The organism is Desulfovibrio biadhensis (assembly GCF_055388615.1).
Map to the genome: position 1 here is coordinate 2383499 of NZ_AP042477.1, position 20555 is coordinate 2404053.

A 20555-nucleotide genomic window follows, 5' to 3' on the forward strand; every position below is an offset into this window, starting at 1 on the left:
CATGCTCGGGAAGGGCACATGCGACCATGAACCAGCAGAAATCACCCCTTTCGCAGATCATAGCGCAGCTCAGGGATGTGTTGCGCTCCACCCGTTACTCCATGATGGCCGATGTGCTGCCACTGGTGGAGCAGGCTTACGTGCTTTTGGGCTTTGAGGATCAGAACGCCCCGGCCACGGACGTGAACCGGTCTGATCTGGCGTTCAATATCGCCGTTATGCTTGAGCATACCCAGGACAATTCAGTCATTCGCGTCTGTCTTGGCATGTTGCTGCACATCAAGGGCATCGGCGAGATATTGGCGGCCACCTACCTCCGCAAGAACAAGGTTCCCCGGCAGACCCTGCTGACCACGCTGAATGGCTTTGAGCCTGTGCGCAAGCTTTCCCTGGCGGACAGGTTTTTCCGCCACCCTCATAAACATGAGCCCTGGTTCCTTGAATGGGCGCACGAAATCGCCAAGGAAATTCAAGGCGAGGACCCGGAAGAAGTCCTGCTGTTCCTCGAAAATATGCACGAAAGCGAAGGACGGCTCTCCAATCCTTTGCAGCGTGAACTCTTGCGGGGGCGTTTCGGGGTCTGGCTGCACAGGCTGCTGCATCTGGAGCTGGATGAGGAACAACTCGGCTTTATGCTGGAGACCACACGCCGGCTGGGGTCGCACCAGATAGCGCTCAGCCTGCTGCGCTCCTTGACTCGGGCCGATGGCGCGATGCTTGCCAGACTGCTCGTCTGCATAGGGGAGTGCGGCCGCAAGCAGGATGCAACGCTCATCAACAGGGTGCTGCCCTTTGTGCGCAACGATGACCCTGCTGTTTGTCTGGCGGCGCTTGCAGCCATGGGCAAGTTGCAGGCGGAAAAACTGCCCCATGCTCTGGCCTGGGCCTGGACGCGACAGGAAGGTTTGCGTAACCGGCTGTTGCCGCTTTTGCTGCGCATGAATGCGACTGGCCTCAGAATATTTTTCGAGCGGCTGCCAAAGGTGGAGCGCCTGGAGCTGTTGCCGCGGCTTGTTGCGCTGTTCACCACATTCAATCCCGTGTGGATGGTCGAAGCCCTGCAATTGCAAGCCAAGATTGGCCAGGGGCAGGATAAGGATTCCAGACAGTTACTCAAGATCATGGAGGATTTTTTGTTGGCGCACCAGCCGGTGGCCAGAGAATCGGGATATCGGCCTACTTCCGCTCCGCGTGATTCCAGGGGCGAAACAACCCGCCGCGCCAGCAAGGAGCAGGAAAAAGCCGCTTTTGCCTTGCTGGAAAAGCTCAAGGGAAGCGTTTCCGGGATTGCAAAACCCGCAGAAGACGCAGGCTCGGGGCGAACGCTGCATGGGGACGCCCTGGTACGAAAACTGGCCCAGGGCGGGCGCATAGAGCGCATCGTCATGGAAGGGCAGGAGCAGCCGGGCCTGCGCGTAACCGATGCCGAATTGATCCGCTGCACCCTGGGCACCAACAATGTCACGGAAAGCTATTTCAAAAACGTCCGTTTTGAAAAGTGCGTGCTGCGCAATGTGGATCTTGCAGGCTCCACATTCGAGGGCGTTGTTTTCCTGGACTGTGAATTGACGAATTGCCGCATGGCTTCCTGCCGCACGCAGAACGTTACCCTGCATGGGTGCACGGTCAATGCGGGGCAGTTTTCCAACAGCATGCACGAGGAGCTGACGTTTTCCACGACCAAGCTTACGGAATGCGATTTTTCCGGCTCGCGCATGGATGAACTGATCATGCAGGCCTGTTTGCTGCACTCCGTGCATTTTGCCCATGTAGATGCGCGCGAGCCTGAGTTTCTTGGCGTGGAGTTTGTGGATTGCAGGTTCCAGAAAACCTCGATGGACAGGGGATTCATGCGGAACAGTTCGGCTTCCACATCGGTTTTCACGGACTGCCGCTTTTACGATATGGATACCGACGAACCCGGCTTTTTGGGCCAGGGGCGCAAGACGGCCGTGGAGGGGATGGCTGCGGTGGCAAAGGGGGTGCGTCCTGCGCGGATGGCCCCCCAACTGGGAAGCGCAGCCGGTATGCGGTTGATGTTCCGCCTCATTGAGCAGTGGTATTACGAAAAGGACCTCAAGGAGCGCGAGGCGCTCTTTCTGGAAAACAACCGGCGCCGGCTTGATTGGGCCTATTGCATGCTGCCCGGCGCTTCTGACGCTTTTTTGCGCATGTTGCCCTCCCTGGTGGAAAGTCCTGGCCCGTTGCCTGGACCGCGACAGGCGCCTGAACAGGAAGACGAGCCCGCTTGGCCTCCGTGCGCCATCCATGGCTATGCCCCTGACTGGAGCGTGCTGCAGATGTTGGTGGACAGCCGCATTCCGCCAGGACCGCAGGGGGAGGCCGAGAGGGACGCGGCAATCCCCATCGAGGGACTCTATACCATTGGCAGCACGGGCACCATTGCCCACGCTCGATTTTCGGATGTGGACCTGTGGGTGTGTTACGACCCGGCGCTTGTCTCCCCTGAAAACGTGACCACGTTGCAGAGCAAGCTGGAGCGCATTGAAAAATGGGCCCAGAAAAACATGAACGTGGAGGTCCATTTCTTTCTCATGGACCTGGAAAGCGTGCGGGAAAACGAATTCGGCTTTACCGACAAGGAAAGCGCAGGGTCTTCCCAGGCGCAGCTTTTGAAAGAGGAATTTTACCGTACTGGCGTATATGTGGCGGGGAAAAAACCTGTGTGGTGGTATTTGCCCGTGGGCGTGGACGCAAAGGGCTACAAGCGTGTCATCCAGCGTTTTCAGGACGCGGTAGGCCCCCTGGACCGCAGCGTTCTCGATCTGGGACACCTGGAAGAGATTCCAAAGGGAGAGTTCTTCGGCGCATCGCTCTGGCAGATCGTGAAGGCCATCAAAAGTCCCTTCAAGTCGGCAATGAAGCTGGCCCTCCTGGACAAGTATATCAGCGGCATGAGTACCAATGTGCTGCTTTGCAACCGGGTAAAGCACAATTTGTTTCTGGGCGCCAAAGACTTGTGGGACATAGACCCCTACGCCCTGATGTTCCGCGAGGTGTTTGAATATTATGCCGAGAATGACGATACCGACGCGCAGGACCTGATGCGGCTGGCATTTCTGCAAAAAACGGGGCTGTACCTCGCGGCGCAGAGTACGGGGCGGTTTTATGAGATGCAGGACTACAGCTATATGGAGTTCTTTTTTCCCTATTCCGAAGCGGAGATAGCAAGCCATGTAGAGCCGGGGCGCGGCGTACTCACAGAAGAGATCAAGGTCGCGCAAACCTATGGCGAACTGGTGGCGCTGGGGCAGTTGATGGTGCGTTTCATGCTCAAAACCTATGAGCGCATCCATACGCTGTGGTCCCGCCTGGACATAGACACCCGTGTTACCGAAGAGGACATGACCAAACTGGGGCGCAAGATTCTCAGCTATCTGAACCCCCGCCCAGGCAAGATTATGCGCCTGCCCTTCATGGCTGAGGCCGGCGGCGCCCGGAAGCTGTTCGCATCGCTGGAGTTTACCTGCGAAGGCCTGGCGGGCACGGCCACCACATGGATATGCCTGGGAGAGGCGCCCAAATCCAAGGGAAAACGCTCAAAAAAGGAAGAAATCCGACGCGCCAAAGAACTGGTGCCCATGCTTGTCTGGCTGGTGGCGAACAAGGCGTTTTCATCTGGCAAGCCCTTGCAAGGGGCGAACCTGGAATACCCTGTGTCACTGGGAGATATCAGCGACTTACTGGAGTTCCTTTGCGATTTTCTCCCCCTGGAAAAAGTGTTCGACAGCGACATCAACGAATACTTGCGGCAGGAAGAGATCGCCTACGCGCTTTGTGTCGTGAACTTCATGACCCCTCGAGAAGAACGTGAAATTCGTGAAGTGACGCTGGTGTACGCAACAAACTGGGGCGAGCTGTATTGCCAAAAGGTCACCGCAAACCTGAAACAGTTGCGTAACCACCCGCAATCGTTTCTGCGCACCAGCCTGGGCAAGGGCTTGCACCACGACCTGCAGTTCAGCGTATACCTGCCACCCAAGTCCATGTGCCCAAAAATACGGATGTTTTGAGAAAGATTCAGTCGGCGTGCTTTTTCAGGAATTCCAACAGGACCTTTTTTCCAAAGGGACGCCTGACCACACCAGAAAAGCCCACATCGCACAGGCGGTTTTGATTCAAGGGGAGAAAAGGCGCGGCAAGGGCCAGAATCTTACGGCGCTGCAGATTGTGCCTGTCCTCCCACTCCCGGATGCGCCGGGCCAGTTCGTATCCGTCCAAGGGGCGCATTTCCAGCGCCAGCAAGACCCATTCATGCCCCTGTTGCACCAATAGCTCCAGCCCTTCTGCGCCTTCACCGGCGAACTCCAGCGCAAAGGGCGTTTCCTGCAGGTAGTACGAGAGCAGCATGCGATTGACGTGGGAGCTGTCCACCACCAGCAGGGACTGCTTCAGGGAGTTCTTTTCCCTGGCGGTGTCCTTTACAGGGGCGGCGGCGAAAAGCTGCTCTATATATTGGGTGAACTTGTCCTCTTGAAGTGATGGCACGGTTGGTTCAAGGGGGATGTCCACCTGGGCAGGGGCGAGTTCTTCCCGGGCGTACGTCGAAATGAGCCCGCTATCGAGCAACAGATCATGGACCCGGGGATCAACGTGCCCCTCGTCTTTCATCTGGCCGAGGATGCGTATGGCCATTGAGAGGGGCATGGGTTTCTTATAGGGGCGGTCCGGCGCCGTAAGGGCCTCGAAAATGTCCGCCACTGCCATGATTCTGGCCTGCAGGGACAGGTCTTCGCTGCCCAGGCCAAAAGGATAGCCCGAACCGTCCAGCTTTTCGTGATGCTGGGAGGCGAAGTCGGGCACGCGTCTGAGGTGTTTGGGAAAGGGCAACTCCGACAGCATCTTGTAGGTGAGTTCTGCATGGGCTTCGATAATCTGACGCTCCTGCGGGTTGAGAGTGCCCTTGCGGATGGAGAGGTTGGCAAGCTCGTCCTTTTCCAGGAAAGGGTGGTGCTCACCGTCATGTTCCCAAGTCTTGCCCTCTATTTCCTGCAACCGCATGATCTTGTCGTCGGTGAGAAATTCACCAGGCTTGTTGCATGCCTTGATGAATTCCAGGTCGTCGTCAAGCTCCGCCATTTGCCGGATACATTCCTGCTCCGCCGCCGTATCGGGGGACAGTCCCTTTTCCAGGGCGGTCAGGCGAAGCTGGAGTTTCTGGTTTTCCAATGTCTGGCGGATGAAGGCGTATCTGGCTTCTATATAATGGATGCGGTCAAAGATTCCTTCCAGCTTGGTGGATTTGTCCACAACATATTCCGGGGTGGCGATTTTTCCCACATCGTGCAGCCAGGCCGCCAGCCGCAATTCTTCCAGCTCCTTTGATGAAAAATGCGTGTCCGCAAAGGGGCCGTTTTCGGTTTCGTTTATTTTTTGGGCCAGCATGAGCGCCAGTCTGCTGACGCGGGCGATGTGCCCCCCTGTGTAGCGGGATTTTGTTTCGATGGCTGCGGCAATGGACCTGACAAACGAATCGAGAAGTTCCTTGAAGTCGTAGAGCAGTTTTGTCTTGGTCAGCGTGACGGCTGCCTGGGAGGCAAGCGCCGCTACAAGCGCCACGTATTTGTCGCTGAATTCTATGATCGCATCTTTGTCGTCATTGGCGGGAGCAAAGGGCCGGGCATTGAGCAGCTGCAACACGCCGATGATGTCCTGCTCATGATTGCGCATGGGAATGACCAGCATGGACTTGGAACGGTAGCCGGATGCCGCGTCGTAACTGCGCGTACCGGAAAAGTCGAACTTGCTTGATGTGTAAACATCTTGAATGTTGACGATATTTCCGGTCAGGGCCACGTGTGCGGAAACATGGGCATGGTTTTCCTGTCCATCTACGAACAAGGGCACAGGCGGCATTGATGGCTTTTTGTTGTCCACACCGCCAAGAAAGGTGCGCATACTCTCGTTTTGCAGAATGACAAATTCGAGATGGGTGCGGTCTTCATTGACCATGTAGAGCGTACCGGCATCGGCATTGGTAATTTCCCTGGCTTCATAGACGATCATTTCCAAGAGTTTAGGAATGTCTTCTTCGCCGGAGAGAGCCAGGCCGATCTCAGCATAGCGCCCAAGATGGTGGAGCTGAAAATCCTGATCTCCGCTTGTACCGCTTGCGTCAGGATCAATATGTGGGCAATCGATCTTTTCCACCTACAGCCTCCTCACGACATCCAGGCAATCGCTAAAAATGTCAGGCTCTGCCATAGAGTCGAGCCAGAGAATGGAAGGCCCGTGAACGTTCGTAGTCGAGTTCTTCAGGCAGAATACGCCAGGTCCAGTTGCCGCTGCTGGTGGAGGGGGTGTTCATGCGGGAATCCGCACCAAGCCCGAGAATATCCTGCATCGGGAAAATGGCGAGATTCGCCACGCTGCCCATGGCCAGCCGTATGCACACTATGTGTGGCGCCTGTCCGTCCTGGCAACCGGCATATTCAAGCATGCGGTGCTTGTCGTCTTCGGGAGCCTCGTCAAAAAACCAGCCGTTGATGGTGTTGTTATCATGGGTGCCGGTGTAGACCACGCTGTTGTGCACGTGCATATGCGGGGCGTAGGGGTTCTCGTGCACGTTGGAGCCAAAGCAGAACTGCAGGATTACCATGCCCGGGAACCGGTAGTGGTCTTTGAGTTCACGGACGTCGGCAGTGATGTACCCCAGATCTTCCGCAATGATGGGCAGGGTGGGCATGCGACGCAATAGCGTATCGAAAAGACGATTGCCGGGACCGTCGATCCATTCGCCGTTGATGGCGGTTTCTTCCTCGGCCGGCACTTCCCAGTAGGCGGCAAAGGCCCTGAAATGATCCAGCCTGACCACATCGTACAACTGCAGGGAGTGCTCCATTCGCATGACCCACCAGTCGTAGTTCCTGTCACGCAGAATGTCCCAGTTGTAGACGGGATTGCCCCACCTTTGCCCGGTTTTGCTGAAATAGTCGGGGGGCACGCCAGCCACATAATCCGGTTCGCGCTTATCACCGAGCTTGAAAATTTCAGGATGTCCCCAGACGTCTGCGCTATCCAGGGTCACGTAGATGGGAATATCCCCGATTATGCTGATGCCCTTGGCGTTGCAGTGCTCTTTGAGCCCGCTCCATTGCAAGTGAAAGATGTATTGGATGAATTGCTCGAACAGCAATTCCTCGGCGGCTTCGTTGCGCCACGATTCAAGTACATCTGCGTGGCGGTCGCGGTAGGGGTCTGGCCATTCAGTCCAAGGGGCGCCGGAAAAACGCTTTTTCAGTGTGGTGAACAATGCGTAGTCGTCAAGCCAGCGCTGGTTCTTTTCTGTAAAACGCCGGAAATCTGGTGAGGCGGTGAGGTCGCGGCGGCAGCGTTCGAACGCGGTACGCATGATGCCATATTTATATTCGAACGCCTTTTCGTAGTTTGAGCGGCGCGGGTCCTGCTCCTCAAATGGAGGGAGGTCTTCCGCGGCAAGATACCCCTCGGCGACAAGCATCTCAGGACTGAGAAGAAGCAAGTTGCCGGCAAAGGCGCTGGAACTGGAATAAGGTGAGTTGCCCATGGCGGGCGACGTGGGGGAAAGAGGCAGAATTTGCCAGAAACTTTGCCCCAGGGTTTCGAGATATGCAGCGAATCTGAAGGCCCAGGGCCCCATGTCGCCGATGCCGAAATCTGAAGGAAGAGAAGATATGTGCAGAAGTATACCGCTAGAACGAACCTGCATCGAAGCTCCTTATTGTTCCAAAACTAGTGTCTACGAAGGGACATTGTAATTTCAAACGATTATCAGGGACATGATTACCTGACAAGGCGGGCATGTCTTCCTTACTTTTACACTTCTTAGCATAACATAAGTGATGAGATATACAAAGGTCAAGGGAAGGGGAGAGAGATAGACGTGGTGCATGACGTTGCGGTGACGTTTTGGGTGAGTATGTAATGCAAATTATGACAGATGCAGTCCGGAAAAAATGGAAAACGTCTGAGAAGCGTCACTTTTACTATACTGCAAACTTTGCCCAACATAAAGGAGCAACGTGCAGCCCCTTGAATTTTGTATACAACTTATGGAGGGCACACGTTTTGCTTGAAAAACGGTAAAGGTTTTTTCCCGACCAGACGATATGCTGGTAAACGAGGAGAGGCAAGATGGGCTCGTTCAGAAACAGATTGCAACACAGACTGAATCCGCTGCACGTATACTGTCGGCTGCGTGAGATGGGCATAAGCGATGCCCGCGCCACACGGCTGATGGGGTACTACGAGCGGTTCATCTACAGGTTGGCGTTATGCTGACGGGTAGCTGTGGCAACGTTCTGGAATCGGCCTCGGCCCTTTATCCGTATCGTTGCCCGTAGTTTTCCCTACAGTATGGCGTACGCTTTTTTTCCTGGAGCCGAAGCACGGCACCGGGCGAAAAAAACACGAGGACTCACATACCCGGAGCCCTCGTGTAAAAGTGGTGCAGCTATCAAAAAAAGCGCAAACAGCCGTGCATCAGCCGCCCAGGTAGGCCTTGGTAACCTCAGGGTCGTTCAACAGGTCTTCGCATTTGCCGGAGGTAACAACTTCTCCGGTTTCCAGCAGATAGGCGCGGTTGGCGAATTTCAGCGCCATGCGTGCGTTCTGTTCCACCAGCAGAATGGTGGTGCCTTCCTGGTTGATTTCACGCAGCGAATCAAACACGCGTTGCATCAACAGTGGCGAAAGTCCCATGGAGGGTTCGTCCAGGATCATGAGCTTACGGGCGCTGATAAAGGCCCGCGCCACGGCCAGCATTTGCTGCTCGCCCCCGGACAGCGTGCCTGCCTTTTGCACCTTGCGTTCTTCAAGCCTGGTGAAAATGGAGAACATCCGTTCAATATCCTGCTCAACCTGCTTTTTGTCCTTGCGGGCAAAGGCGGCGAGCTGCATGTTTTCGAGAACGGTCAGGTTTCCAAAGAGGCGTCTGCCCTCTGGCACGTGGGAAATGCCCAACTGGCTGACGACCTTGTCGGGCTGGTATTTAAGCAGGTCGTGCCCGTCAAAGGTCATTTTCGAACCCGGGTCCGCAGGGACCACACGGGAAATGGCCCGCAGGGTCGAGCTTTTTCCAGCGCCGTTGGCGCCGATGATGGTGACGATTTCGCCCTTGTCGATCTGGAAATTGATACCGTGCAGGGCTCTGATTCGCCCGTACGATACGTGCAGATTTTCCACGGTGAGAAGCATCAGTCCACCCTTTCTTCGCCCAGATAGGCCTCGACGACCTTGGGATTGTTGAGCACTTCCTTGGGTTCGCCCTCTGCCAGCACCTCGCCGAAAAAGAGGCTCTGGATGCGGGAGCAGAGGTCGGTAACCACGCGAAGCCTGTGTTCAATGAGGAAGATGGCCGGCTTGAAGCGGTCATGAATCTTGCGCACAACGTCGATCATGTCGTGCATTTCCTCAGGCGTCATGCCCACGGTGGGCTCGTCCAGAAACAGCAGCTTGGGCTCGGTAACCAGGGCCCTTGCCATTTCCACACGCCTGGCTGCGCCGTAGGGCAGGTTTATCACCCACTGGTCGGCAAAGCGCGCCACGTTCATGATTTCAAGGTAATGCATGGCCAGTTCCTTGGCCTTTTGCTCTTCGCGCTGGCGGCGTGGGGTATCGAAAAATGCCCCTATTAGGCCGTACTGCAGCTTGGAATAGCGCGCCATCATGACGTGTTCGAGCACGCTCATGTGTCGCCAGAGCCGCATTTCCTGAAAGGTGCGGGCTATCCCCAGCGAAGCGATCTGGTTGGGTCTGAGACCGACAATCTCATGCCCGTCGAAGGTGATGCTTCCTTCGGTGGGGCGGTAGACGCCGGTGATCAGGTTGAAGATCGTGGTCTTGCCTGCGCCGTTGGCGCCGATAAGGCCGACGATTTCACCCTCTTCGATCTTGAGGTTGTACATGTTAACGGCGCGCAGGCCGCCGAAATTATGGCTCATGTTATGGACTTCGAGAAGCGCCATGACTCTGTCCTTTTCCTAGGCCTTACGCGGCTTGAGAATCTCGCGCAGGTTGAATTCCTTGAAGGCAACCAGGCCGGTTGGCCGGTAGATCATCACCAGGATGAGCAGCAGCGGAATGCATATCCACTTGAATATTTCCAAGGGCCGCAGCATTTCACCCAGCATGCTGATGCTGACTGCTCCGACAATGGAGCCGTAGACCGAGTTGAGCCCGCCAAAATAAACCATGGCCAGCACCTCAGCCAGTTTCTGCACGCCAAAGGTTGCCGGGTTCACGTAACGCAGCACGTGTGCAAAAAGGCCGCCGGCCACGCCCGCCCAAAAGGCGGCGAAGAGGAAAGCGGTCATCTTGGTTTTGCGGGTGTCAACGGTCATGGCGTCTGCTGCGCTTTCATCGTCGCGCACAGCATTCATCGCCTTGCCCACGGTACAGGTCACAAAGTTGTTTATGACCCAGACACCGAAAACGACCACGGCAAAGACCATGGGCAAAGTGGCCCAGTCGGGCTGATTGCCAAGGCCGCGGGGGCCGCCGACAAACTCGAGGTTTTCTATCAGGCTCTTGACGATGAAGAGAAACGCCAAAGAAATAATGGCCAGATAGTCGCCACGGGTTTTGAAGCTGGGGAAGGCAATGATCAGCGCTCCGAGTGCGGCGACAGCGCCGCCGAAAAAGAGGCCGATGGGGAAGAGCGCCTGCCCCCATGCGCCTGAAATCAGCGCTGGGCCAAAGACCTGATCGTTGACAAAAAGACCCACGGTGAAGACTGAAGCGCCGTATGCGCCCAGAGCCATGAAGCCCGGATGCGAGCATGAGAATTCACCCATGTAGCCGTTGATCAGGTTCAATGAAAGTGTCAGCAGGATGGCAACCAGCATCAATTTCAATGTAATCAGACGGTAGTCGCTGATGTCTGTCCATATGTGGAAGATCATGTAGAGCAGGATCAGGTGGACAACAGCAGACAGTGTTACCGATGTTTTCAACAGCCCCCCCGAGATGGGATTGGTAATAGGCGCAGCTATTTTGGCCACCAACAGGATGGGGATGAGATAGATCAGTAAGACGAAGCCCAGGGAACCGGGGATGAGGGCCGGTGTTTTAAGCATGACCATGAAACCGAAAAGCACCGGCACTTTGGGCAGGCCCAGGGCATTGGCCAAAGCGCCGCCAAAGAAGTGCTCAAGGATCACGGCAGCGAGTCCACCCAGGAACCAGCCCAGGAGCGGGACATTGGCAAAAGCCTGGAGAAAGCGCCCCCACATGCCGGGGCTATTGTCTCCCGCTGTCTTGGTTTTTGTCGTCATGGCAGTCGTTCCTTCACAGCTTGGCACGAGTATGTCTGTTCAGCCGCGATGCACGCAGCATGTTTCCGGTACGAAAAACGGGTCGGCAAGGCGATTCATTCCTACAGCCTGAGCTTGGCGCTGTAAGGTTCGCCAAAGAACCCGTGAGGCCTGAAAACCAGGATCACCAGGATGATCGAGTAGGCGATGAGGTCGCGCAATGTAGACGGGAAGATCATGGCCACGAAAATCTCGATGAATCCAAGTAAAAAGCCCGCAAGTGTGGCGCCCATGATGGACCCGCGCCCGCCGAGAATGGCGGCCACAAAAGCCTTCCATCCGAAGACGATGCCCATGTAGGGGGCGAGCACCGGGTAGGCTATGCCGAACATGCAGCCCGCCACCGCAGCCAGACCGGAGCCGATGGCAAAGGTAAGGGCGGCAATGCGGTTCAAAGGCACGCCAAGAAGCGGCACGACCACGAAGTCGAAGGCCATGGCACGCATGGCCATGCCCCACTTGGTGCTTTTTACGAAAAAGTGCATTCCCAGCATCATAATGAGTGAAACAACCACGATCATTATCTTTTTGCTGGTAATGAAAACACCGCCTACATCAAAGGTGGCGGTGGCCATCAATGTTGGGAAACGTACGCGCTGTCCGCCCATGATGGCGAGAACAGCGGTTTCCAGAATAATGCCTATCATAAGGCCGGTGATGGCTGCAGATGCTCTGGGCGCCCCCCGCAAAGGGCGGTAGCCAACGCGCTCGACCGTGACGCCCAAAAGGGACGTAAGCATCACGGAACCCAAAACCGTCATGCCCAGCATGACCCAGTTGGGCAGGCCCAGTCCCATGGACTCGGAAAGTCCAATGAACAGCGTGGCGAGGCCGAAACCAATGTAGGTGCCGACCATGAAAATATCGCCATGGGCGAAGTTGAAGAGCATGAGGATCGAGTACACCATGGAGTAGCCCAGTGCGATGATCGCGTAGAAGCTTCCCCATTGGAGCGCGTTGATCACGTTTTGCATGAAGAAAGTGAACGACATCAGGCTCGCTCCTGCTGGATGGGGAAGGCCCGGAGTGATGCACTCCGGGCCTTCTGGCTGTCGGACGGAAAAGAACCGTCCGCCTGTTTGCTATGAAATCCTACGGGCATACCGACTTGTAGAACTCGTACTCGCCGGCTTCGTTGATCTTGACCACCACGGCGCACTTGATCGGGTCGCCTTCAGGGGTAAAGGTCATGTTACCGGTGATACCGGCAAAGTCCTTGATCTTGACCAGGGCGTCCTTGACAGCAACGCGGTCTGATTTCAGATCGCCGGAGATTTTGCCAGCGCTCTTGATGGCTTCGAGCATGATGTTGGCGGAGTCCCAGGTCAGCGCGGCGACGTCGTCAGGCGTCTTGCCGTACTTTTCGCTGTAAGCGTCGATGAATTCCTTGGTGGCGCCTTTGGCACCGGCAGCAGCGTAGTGCGTGCTGAAGAAGTAACCTTTGCACATATCGCCGCAAAGGCCCATCAGGTCGCCGCTGCCCCAGGAGTCGGAGCCCATGATCGGCTTGTTCCAGCCCAGGGAACGGGCTTGTTCCACGATCTGGGGAACTTCGTTGTAGTACTGGGGAACGAACATAACGTCGGCGCCGCTTTTGACGATGTTGGTCAACTGGGCGCTGAAGTCAACGTCCTTGGTGGTGAAGCTTTCAAAGGCAACAACGGAACCTTCGCCATGAATCTTTTCAAAAGCGCTCTTGAAGTATTCGGCAAGGCCCTTGGGGTAGTCGCTGGCGATGTCATACAGCACAGCGGCTTTCTTGGCGCCGAATTCTTCCGTGGCGAAGTTGGCGGCAACGGGGCCCTGGAAGGGGTCCAGGAAGCAGCCGCGGAAAGCAAAGGGGCGGTCCATGGTGGTATTGGGGTTGGTGGACCAGGGGCTGATCAGCGGCGTTTCGTACTGGTTGGCCACACCGGCAGCAGGTACGGCCTGCTTGGAGGACTGAGGACCGACGATGGCGAGCACGCCGTCTTCAGTGATCAGCTTGGTGGCTGCCTTCACTGCGGATTCGGCTTTGGACTCGTTATCTTCGTAGATGAAATTCAGCATGTACTTGGTGCCGCCAACTTCCAGGCCACCAGCAGCATTAACCTTTTCTTTGAGCATTTCAGCTGCGTTCTTGGTGGATTCACCCACATCCGGAATGTCACCGGTCAGGGGAATGTCAAAACCGATCTTGATGGAGTCCTGGCCGAAAGCCGGCGAGGACAGAAGCAGCAGTGCCACGATACCTAGCAGCAGTCTTTTCATCTGTTTCCTCCTTAAGAAAGTTGCCTCGAATTATTCGTCAAACCCGTGTCGAGAGTCACCAGAAGTACACAATCTTTGCGGAAAAGAAAACCGCGTTTTAGAAAAAATGACAATAATGGAAAAAAGTTGCGGCATTTTTTCTCATTTGCCCTTGCGTGAAACACTTGGTTAAACGGAATGTGTTGTATCACTCCCCGAAGGGGAAAAACACACTCCTGTTTAAAGGACTTCCGCCTTCTCGATGGTCACCGGCTCAGAGGGCACATTCTCGTTCATACCCACAGTGTGTGTGGGTACGGCTTTGATGGCCTCCACCACGTCCTGCCCCTCGACTACTTTGCCGAACACCGTGTACCCCCAGCCTTGCAAGCTCTTGTTGCGATGATTCAGGGGGGTGTTGTCCTTGACGTTGATGAAAAACTGCGCCGTTGCAGAGTGTGGCTCCATGGTGCGGGCCATGGCAATGGTGTAGATATCATTGTTCAGGCCATTGTCGGCTTCGTTCTCAATGGGGTCCCTGGTGGGCTTGGGTTGCATGTCCGCAGTCAGTCCGCCACCCTGAATCATGAAGTTGCTGATGACGCGGTGAAAGATCGTTCCGTCATAAAAACCGTCGCGCACGTATTGCAGAAAGTTCTCTACTGTTGTCGGCGCTTTGCCCGGATCCAGTTCAAGCACAATGTCGCCCATGGAGGTGTGCAGCACCACGCGCGGATTATCATTGGCAAGTGCCGTGGCAGGGGCAAATGCGACTAGTGGCAGCAACAGGGCGGTCAGGCCGCGCGTGATGAAACTAACGCCTTTTTTCAGAGGCGAGTCGTTATGGAGCATGGAAAATCCCCTTTTCAGGCCTTGCGGCCAGTAATCGTTTAGATACATCAGATGTGGCGGACAGTTGTTTGGGCGGAAAACGCCCGTGGAAATCACCAGGACATTGCCACGATCAGCTGTGGAAGTCGAGCCGATTAGACCTGTACATATAACTCCGATGGGCTATTGCTTAGAATGCGCCCATGCTCTACAAACACGTTGCAGGTATGTAAGATGCCCTGCGCATAACCATGCGATGACGCCAGCCATGGGGCTTCTCCCGCACCAAAGCCACGGAGGTTCCGCCTGATGACGCTTTTTTCCCGCCCACTTCTGCTGCTTGTTTTTGCTTGCGCCTGTTCACTGCTTTTTGCCGGAGCTGCGGGCGCCTTCCCTTCAAAGGCAGGGCAGGAACATCCGTCATCCGCCACGGACTGGCAATCTTTTCTACGCCAGGGTGAAACCGACAAATCTGAAGCAGTGTGCAAAAAACTGCTGGAGCAGAAATCTCAGGCGGACCGCGTTGAGGGGCACAAGTGCATGGCCAACACCATTCTGTATAAAAGCAGAACCGGTGGGCAGGATATGGCAGGGCAGACAGGAGGCGCCCCACATATGGGGTGGACCCGCGAGGGCGCTGACGCTGCCATTGAACAGCTGGAACTGGCCATGCGCATGGCGACGGACGACTTGAGCCTGCACCAGATGCGCCTTTTCATTCTTTTGCGTTCCGGGCAGGCGGAAAAAGCGCCCCAGGCATTGGAAGATAGTCTGCAACGCTACACTGGCAAGGAATCTTTTGATCCGTGGTTGTCCTTTACCCGTGAATTCTGGGAAACAAAGGCCTATGACCCGGGGCTGCAGTATCTGAAGGTACTTGCGGAAAAGTATCCCAACAACCCAAAATTGCTGAGCAACCTTGCCGCATTTGCAGCCAGGGGCGGACAGCCAGACAAGGCGCTGGAGTACGCGGAAAAAGCTATAGAACTGCAGCCTGATAATCCGCGCCACTATTGGAATATGGCAGGCATCTATGAAAAAGCGGGCGATCTGGAAAAAGCGGACAGCTTTTTTCTGAAAGCGCTTGCCCTGTTCAAAGACCCCGAGTCAGCAGATGCGGCCTGGTGCAGCTACGCCATGTTCGTCAAGGAAAGCCTGCATGATGCAAAGCGTGCAGAAGAACTCATCGCAAAGCACTGCAAGAAAGGGAGCCCACAGCAAGGGCAATGATCCGCTAGTAGCTGTTGTGTCGTAGATTTTTTATGATGGGAAAAGAGGGGGCCTCCTCCCTCGTCCTGTCCGTTTAATCCGCGAGCGATATGCTCACCGATCTTCCCCGGTTGCACCGTTATTGGTGCATGTTCAGGCTCGTCCCAAGCCTTTACCGGACAAAAACGCGGGCGGAGGCCCCAGAGGTCTTGCTCCGGTTTTTCCTTAGCCAGAGTTGTGCCAACTTCTCTTTATTTTTAATAAAATATTAAATAACAGAATGTTGTGATGTTTTTGCCGCGCTTGCCCCTGCTTTGCAGGGGCGATGCGTGGTGAAATTGTGTGGGATTAATGAAATATCGTTAAAATCTTATATCTTCAGAATATGTTCAGGCAGCGTGGTGTGCAGGAAACGATGGATAGTAAGTAATAGGCTTTTATTATTGATGAAATATGAAAAGCATGTTTTGGCACGGAAATGGCTAACTAAGAGGCAGGCACATCAAGAACGCGCTCTTGGAATACCAGGAGCCCAAAGTTTCTGGGAGGTGAAGGAATGGACACGACACGCATAGCCCATGCTTTCATGATCGCGGTGATGACGGTTCTGCTTGTCGGTATGATCTTCGAAGCCTTCCATGGTTAGAAAAAACAGCCGACCGGGGGGAACCGGAAACGGTGTGCCGCCTACAGGCGCGTAAGCGCCGCCATACGATGCGGGCATCCGGGGGGCATCAAATACGGCTCGAAGCCCCTGGAAGGAATTCCTTCCAGGGGCTTCGCCTTTTTTCACTGCTCTGGTCCTGCCTAAGGGGGCAGTACCCCTACACGCGAGGAGGAGGGAGCGCTGGGGTTAGAGCTGCTTGTGGCAGAACCACCAGTCGTAGCAGCCGTCCTGGCCCTTACGGGCGTCGGCTTCCTTCTGACTGGCTGCCGGGGGTATAATGACGTGATCGCCGATAAGGTCGTTGTTGGGCCAATTGGCGGGCATTGCCACACCCTTGGTGTCGGAAGTCTGCAGGGCCTTCACGGCGCGCAAGATTTCCTCCATGTTGCGGCCGACTTCCTGAGGATAGTAAATCATCAGCCTGAGCAGACCGTTGGGGTCTATGATGAAGACAGCGCGAACGGTGTTGGTGCCCTTGCCGGGATGCACCATGCCCAGGGCTTTTGCGACATTGCCCATATCGTCGGCAATCACGGGAAATTCAATCTTGATGCCCAGTTTCTCGTCGATCCAGTCTACCCATTTGATGTGCGAAAACACCTGGTCGATGGAAAGGCCAACCAGTTCACAGTCAACTTCGCGGAACTTGTCATACAGCTTCTGGAAGCCAGCAAATTCAGTGGTGCAAACAGGGGTAAAATCAGCTGGATGGCTGAAAAGTACAAACCATTTGCCTGCGTATGCCTTGGGCAGTTCCAGGGGGCCATGAGTGGTCTTTACGGTCATAGGGGGGAAAGCTTCGCCGAGAAGGGGGATTCCGTGTTCCATTTTTACGTCCTCCTAGATTGGATTTTGATGGATGGTATTGATGTAACCTATAGGATGGGTTCTGGCTACTCAGAATGCTCTTGTGCCTGAACCTTTTCAGAACAGCTGCGGCAAATTCCTGTTACGACAACATGCACGCCGTCGGGTTCCCCCCAATCCGTAACATCCTCGGGCAGTGCCTGGGTGTGAATGTCGTTCCAACTGAAATCGTAGATTTCCTTGCAGCAGCGACAAACCATGTGGTGGTGCAGCGAACGGTCAGCGTCGTACCTGCTTTGCTCCTGGGATACGTTGAGCTTGTCCACGAGGCCGAGTTTTTCAAAGGTGGAAAGGGTACGGTAGACCGTATCCAGAGAAACACCAGGGAGGCGTTCTCGTACGCTGTGGTAGACCATTTCGGCAGAGGGGTGGGTTTTGGTGCTGGCCAGTTCACGCAAAATTTCTACCCGCTGCTGCGTGAGCTTGAGACCGGTTTGCTTGCAACACTGGTGCAGCGCCTCAATCTTATCGTCCACAAATGCCTGTGGTTGCGTCCGTTCCATTTCCATTGCCTTCTCATTCTCCCGTGCTTCGTTCAGTTGCGCTTAATCAGAATCATTCTGATTTGGGTTCTCACAGGTTTTTCCCGAACCGTCAAGTACTGAAAGGCAAAAAATTGTGTTTTCTGGAAAATAATTTTCCTTATCAATTAAGAATGCTGAAATCGTTGATTAAATAATGGGCAGGTGACTGGCCGTACGTATCGCCCTTTACCCCAATACCCGGGCAAGGGGCGTATTAATGGCGAGTGGCAGGATGAGGCCCGCTATAATAATGATAAGCTACCCCTCGGTAAGGCTGCGCTCCAGATCCCAGCGTATCCAGGCTTGTTGGGGCGTTTCGGGATCACCTCCATTGGCCGAAAGGGTCCAGCCTGTCACCTTGGCCATGAATCGCTCGCCAAGGCTGGCGTCCTGCACCAGGGCCAGTGCGCCCGGCAATGCCAGGGGAACAAGGGGTGTTTGCGCTTCGTAGCGTTCTTTGCTTGTGCCTACGGCATCAAGGTAGTTGCGCCCCCGTTCTCTGGCAATGGCCGGGGTACGGCAGATGCCGTCCACCACCAGTTCAGGCGCCGGCCGTTGCCCCTGGCCTCTTTGAATGCGGTACAGCCGCGCCTGGCTGTTGCTGTCGATTCCTGTTCCTGCGCCGGTTACCCAGCATTGCACGGGCTCTCTTGTTGCGCTTTGCACCAGAAACAACCGGCAACGGCTTTGGTAGCGGATGCGCACCAGGGAATTGCCGGGCTCTTCGGTCACGGCATCATACCCGGATACAGTGACATTACCGAGGTGCGCGCAACGATATTCGTTTTCCAGCAGTGCATGCACGGGATAGGTAAGGGCGCCCTTGCCTTCTACAATCTCAATGGTTTCTTCATGGTTGAAATCCAGTGCGCCCTGATCATGAATGGTCACCTGGCAGCCCGAGGTGGAGAGTTGCACTTCCTGGAATGGCCAGGCAAACACGGCCACCAGTCTTTGGGATGCCGGCAGTGTGTTTTCCGCATCACCGTCAGGGCCATGCCACTCCACAATGCGCAGCGCATCGGCGCTTCCTGTCGCCTCCACCAGAAGCTCCACGGCGTCATACCCGGGGGAGTACTCGTTCTGTTGCTGCAATGAGAGCAGGGAGTCATGGTCGGAAAATACGATGTCCGGATTGACGGTGCCATAGAGCGACGGGCTGACAGGATACCGGTATTGCACCACAACCTCTCCGCCAAGGGTGGAAATGGCCACACAGGCCTCCGTGGCCAGCTGTTGCAGCATCTGCGCCGGAGTCAGGGATTCGAACGCAACGCCCTGAACGGGCCAGTCGCACACGCGCCAGTCCAGGGTGATGGCGGCTGTTTGGCATAATGACTGAACGGCTTCCTTGGCCGTGCCTTCGCTCCAGGTGCGCGTCATTGGTGCGGCAAAAGGGGCCGCCAGCCTGGATACTGGGCTTGATGCTTCGATGAGGTACTCGTCATTGGCGAATTGTCGCGTGCGGGAGCGGGTATCCACCAGCAGCCGTATTTCCTGCTCGCCGAGCCGCAAGGTCAAGGAGCTGCCGGGAAGTGCGGTCAGCCAGTCGTTCATGTCTGCCATCTGCAGGGTGCATTGCATGGCCTGATTGTCTTCATCCGCAACCAGCTCCAGGGAAAGAAAATCCACCTCCCTTTCGTTCAGGGTTGCAGACAGAGGCAGTGCCTGAAGCGGTTCTTGTTCCGGCTCGCTCCAAAGCAAAAGCAGGGGGGCGGCTATCCTGTCCCTGGGGGGCAACGCCCAATGCAGGCGCAGCTCTTTGCTCAGTTCCGTGGTCATTGCCCAAACAAGGCGGCAGGGCGTTGTTACCAGACCGCGGATTGCGAACTGCATGTGCAGACGGGGGGCAAGCAGCGCCTGCCCCCATACCAAAAGTACTTGCTGGGAGGTGACCATAGGTTATTCACTCTCCCCCACAAGCACGATGTTGGCGCTTATGCTGGCGACAGCGGCCGCGCCGGCAGGGACCATATGCCTGACCCACAAGGGCATGGTCGCCGGGTGGGTGGTGAAGGCTATGCTGTCCCCGGCCTGCCAGGTTCCGCCAAACCCTGCTGCGCGCAGGGTGAAAAACACGCCGCCATCCGGATTGGAAGGCGCATAGTCGCTGGATATTTCGCCCGCTGCCTGGTCTCCGGAATAGGCGCCCGTCACGTTGAAGCTTGTTGCGCTGGTAAAGGTCAGCAGCCAGTCGTCTTCTACAGCCCCGATGCCATCGACTTCCAACGGTGTGTTTTCTTCATCGTAACTGCCACCAGTGCTGTTTGCACTCCATGCGTCATAGGTGGCGTTGATATCGCCCCCTTCCACCGGGAGTACGGAAGCGCAGAATGATTGCCCTGCTGTGTGTGATTCCGCCAATTGATTAGTACCATCGAGCGTCACTGTGACCAGGCTGCCTGACACGTCCACGCTGACATTCTCGAAGTATTGCCCCCCGTTTGTGTTCCCCAGCCAGATCGTGTCCCCGTCTTGGAAACAGGTGGCCAAGGACGTGTCCTCCAGAGCCAGCACAAAAGAGGCGGCGCCGGCTTCCACCGACGCATGCAGCGGCGCGGCGGCATATTCTCGGGGGGCGGGGTCGGCAGGGATATCTCCCTGCGTCTGGCGCTGGGTTGCGGTGAATATGGTCAACCACCCTTGCCCTTGTGTGCAGGAGGCAAGGTGTGCGCCTGCTTTCAGAAGCGAGAGGTTGTCTGCATTTTCCACGGCGGCAAAGAGTTTACGCAGTCGGGTCACCCCGGCCGTGCGCCCCGCCTGGGTGACATCCGGGAAAAAGTTGTTTTTAACGCCATCAACAACACGGGCGGCGGCCATGCGCCCCCCGTTGTCTGCGGTGTTGGTAACGGTTTCTGAGCGGTAGTATGCGATTTCACTGGGAAGTATGGCCATGGGAATCCTCCGGTAATTGGA

Annotated in this window: 15 protein-coding genes; 3 read left to right on the plus strand and 12 right to left on the minus strand. The window is 55.8% G+C overall.

Going from position 1 to position 20555, the window contains the following annotated elements; translation table 11 throughout:
* Positions 1–26 precede the first annotated feature (26 nt).
* On the plus strand, positions 27–4034 hold the full coding sequence (locus tag ACZ5EH_RS10390; protein ID WP_464278055.1) for a class I adenylate cyclase: 4008 nt from the start codon (positions 27–29) through the stop codon (positions 4032–4034).
* Positions 4035–4041: 7 nt separating this feature from the next.
* Here ACZ5EH_RS10390 and ACZ5EH_RS10395 read toward each other — a convergent pair whose 3' ends face one another.
* Both ACZ5EH_RS10395 and malQ read right to left on the minus strand, forming a co-directional pair.
* A complete protein-coding gene (locus ACZ5EH_RS10395) occupies positions 4042–6171 on the minus strand; it encodes an HD domain-containing phosphohydrolase (protein WP_464278056.1) in 2130 nt (709 codons plus the stop codon).
* 40 nt (positions 6172–6211) lie between these two features.
* Positions 6212–7708 (minus strand): 4-alpha-glucanotransferase, encoded by a 1497-nt coding sequence (gene malQ, locus ACZ5EH_RS10400; RefSeq protein WP_464278057.1) that lies wholly within the window; start codon positions 7706–7708, stop codon positions 6212–6214.
* A 425-nt stretch (positions 7709–8133) separates the two neighbouring features.
* On the opposite strand from malQ, the gene ACZ5EH_RS10405 reads away from it, so the two are divergent.
* Entirely contained in the window at positions 8134–8280 is a 147-nt protein-coding gene (locus ACZ5EH_RS10405; protein WP_464278058.1) for a hypothetical protein, read from the plus strand.
* A 201-nt stretch (positions 8281–8481) separates the two neighbouring features.
* Here ACZ5EH_RS10405 and ACZ5EH_RS10410 read toward each other — a convergent pair whose 3' ends face one another.
* The 6 genes from ACZ5EH_RS10410 to ACZ5EH_RS10435 all read right to left on the minus strand — a co-directional run bounded on the left by ACZ5EH_RS10410 (position 8482) and on the right by ACZ5EH_RS10435 (position 14393).
* Entirely contained in the window at positions 8482–9195 is a 714-nt protein-coding gene (locus ACZ5EH_RS10410; protein WP_464278059.1) for an ABC transporter ATP-binding protein, read from the minus strand.
* Entirely contained in the window at positions 9195–9965 is a 771-nt protein-coding gene (locus ACZ5EH_RS10415; protein ID WP_464278060.1) for an ABC transporter ATP-binding protein, read from the minus strand. Before ACZ5EH_RS10415 ends, ACZ5EH_RS10410 begins: the two co-directional genes overlap by 1 nt.
* A gap of 15 nt (positions 9966–9980) precedes the next feature.
* Positions 9981–11273 (minus strand): branched-chain amino acid ABC transporter permease, encoded by a 1293-nt coding sequence (locus ACZ5EH_RS10420; RefSeq protein WP_464278061.1) that lies wholly within the window; start codon positions 11271–11273, stop codon positions 9981–9983.
* A 101-nt stretch (positions 11274–11374) separates the two neighbouring features.
* A complete protein-coding gene (locus ACZ5EH_RS10425) occupies positions 11375–12304 on the minus strand; it encodes a branched-chain amino acid ABC transporter permease (protein WP_464278062.1) in 930 nt (309 codons plus the stop codon).
* 100 nt (positions 12305–12404) lie between these two features.
* Positions 12405–13562, minus strand: a complete 1158-nt coding sequence (locus ACZ5EH_RS10430) for an ABC transporter substrate-binding protein (RefSeq protein WP_464278063.1) — start codon at positions 13560–13562, stop codon at positions 12405–12407.
* Between the two features lie 219 nt (positions 13563–13781).
* Positions 13782–14393: a peptidylprolyl isomerase gene (locus ACZ5EH_RS10435; RefSeq protein ID WP_464278064.1), complete on the minus strand. Its 612-nt coding sequence runs from the start codon at positions 14391–14393 to the stop codon at positions 13782–13784.
* 288 nt (positions 14394–14681) lie between these two features.
* On the opposite strand from ACZ5EH_RS10435, the gene ACZ5EH_RS10440 reads away from it, so the two are divergent.
* Positions 14682–15602: a tetratricopeptide repeat protein gene (locus tag ACZ5EH_RS10440; protein ID WP_464278065.1), complete on the plus strand. Its 921-nt coding sequence runs from the start codon at positions 14682–14684 to the stop codon at positions 15600–15602.
* Positions 15603–16434: 832 nt separating this feature from the next.
* Here the strand turns inward: ACZ5EH_RS10440 and ACZ5EH_RS10445 are convergent.
* The 4 genes from ACZ5EH_RS10445 to ACZ5EH_RS10460 all read right to left on the minus strand — a co-directional run bounded on the left by ACZ5EH_RS10445 (position 16435) and on the right by ACZ5EH_RS10460 (position 20534).
* Complete coding sequence (locus ACZ5EH_RS10445; RefSeq protein WP_464278066.1) at positions 16435–17076, minus strand: peroxiredoxin; 642 nt, start codon at positions 17074–17076, stop codon at positions 16435–16437.
* A 65-nt stretch (positions 17077–17141) separates the two neighbouring features.
* Positions 17142–17624 (minus strand): Fur family transcriptional regulator, encoded by a 483-nt coding sequence (locus ACZ5EH_RS10450; RefSeq protein ID WP_464278067.1) that lies wholly within the window; start codon positions 17622–17624, stop codon positions 17142–17144.
* Positions 17625–17897: 273 nt separating this feature from the next.
* Positions 17898–19538 (minus strand): hypothetical protein, encoded by a 1641-nt coding sequence (locus ACZ5EH_RS10455; protein WP_464278068.1) that lies wholly within the window; start codon positions 19536–19538, stop codon positions 17898–17900.
* Between the two features lie 3 nt (positions 19539–19541).
* On the minus strand, positions 19542–20534 hold the full coding sequence (locus ACZ5EH_RS10460; protein WP_464278069.1) for a hypothetical protein: 993 nt from the start codon (positions 20532–20534) through the stop codon (positions 19542–19544).
* Positions 20535–20555 lie beyond the last annotated feature (21 nt).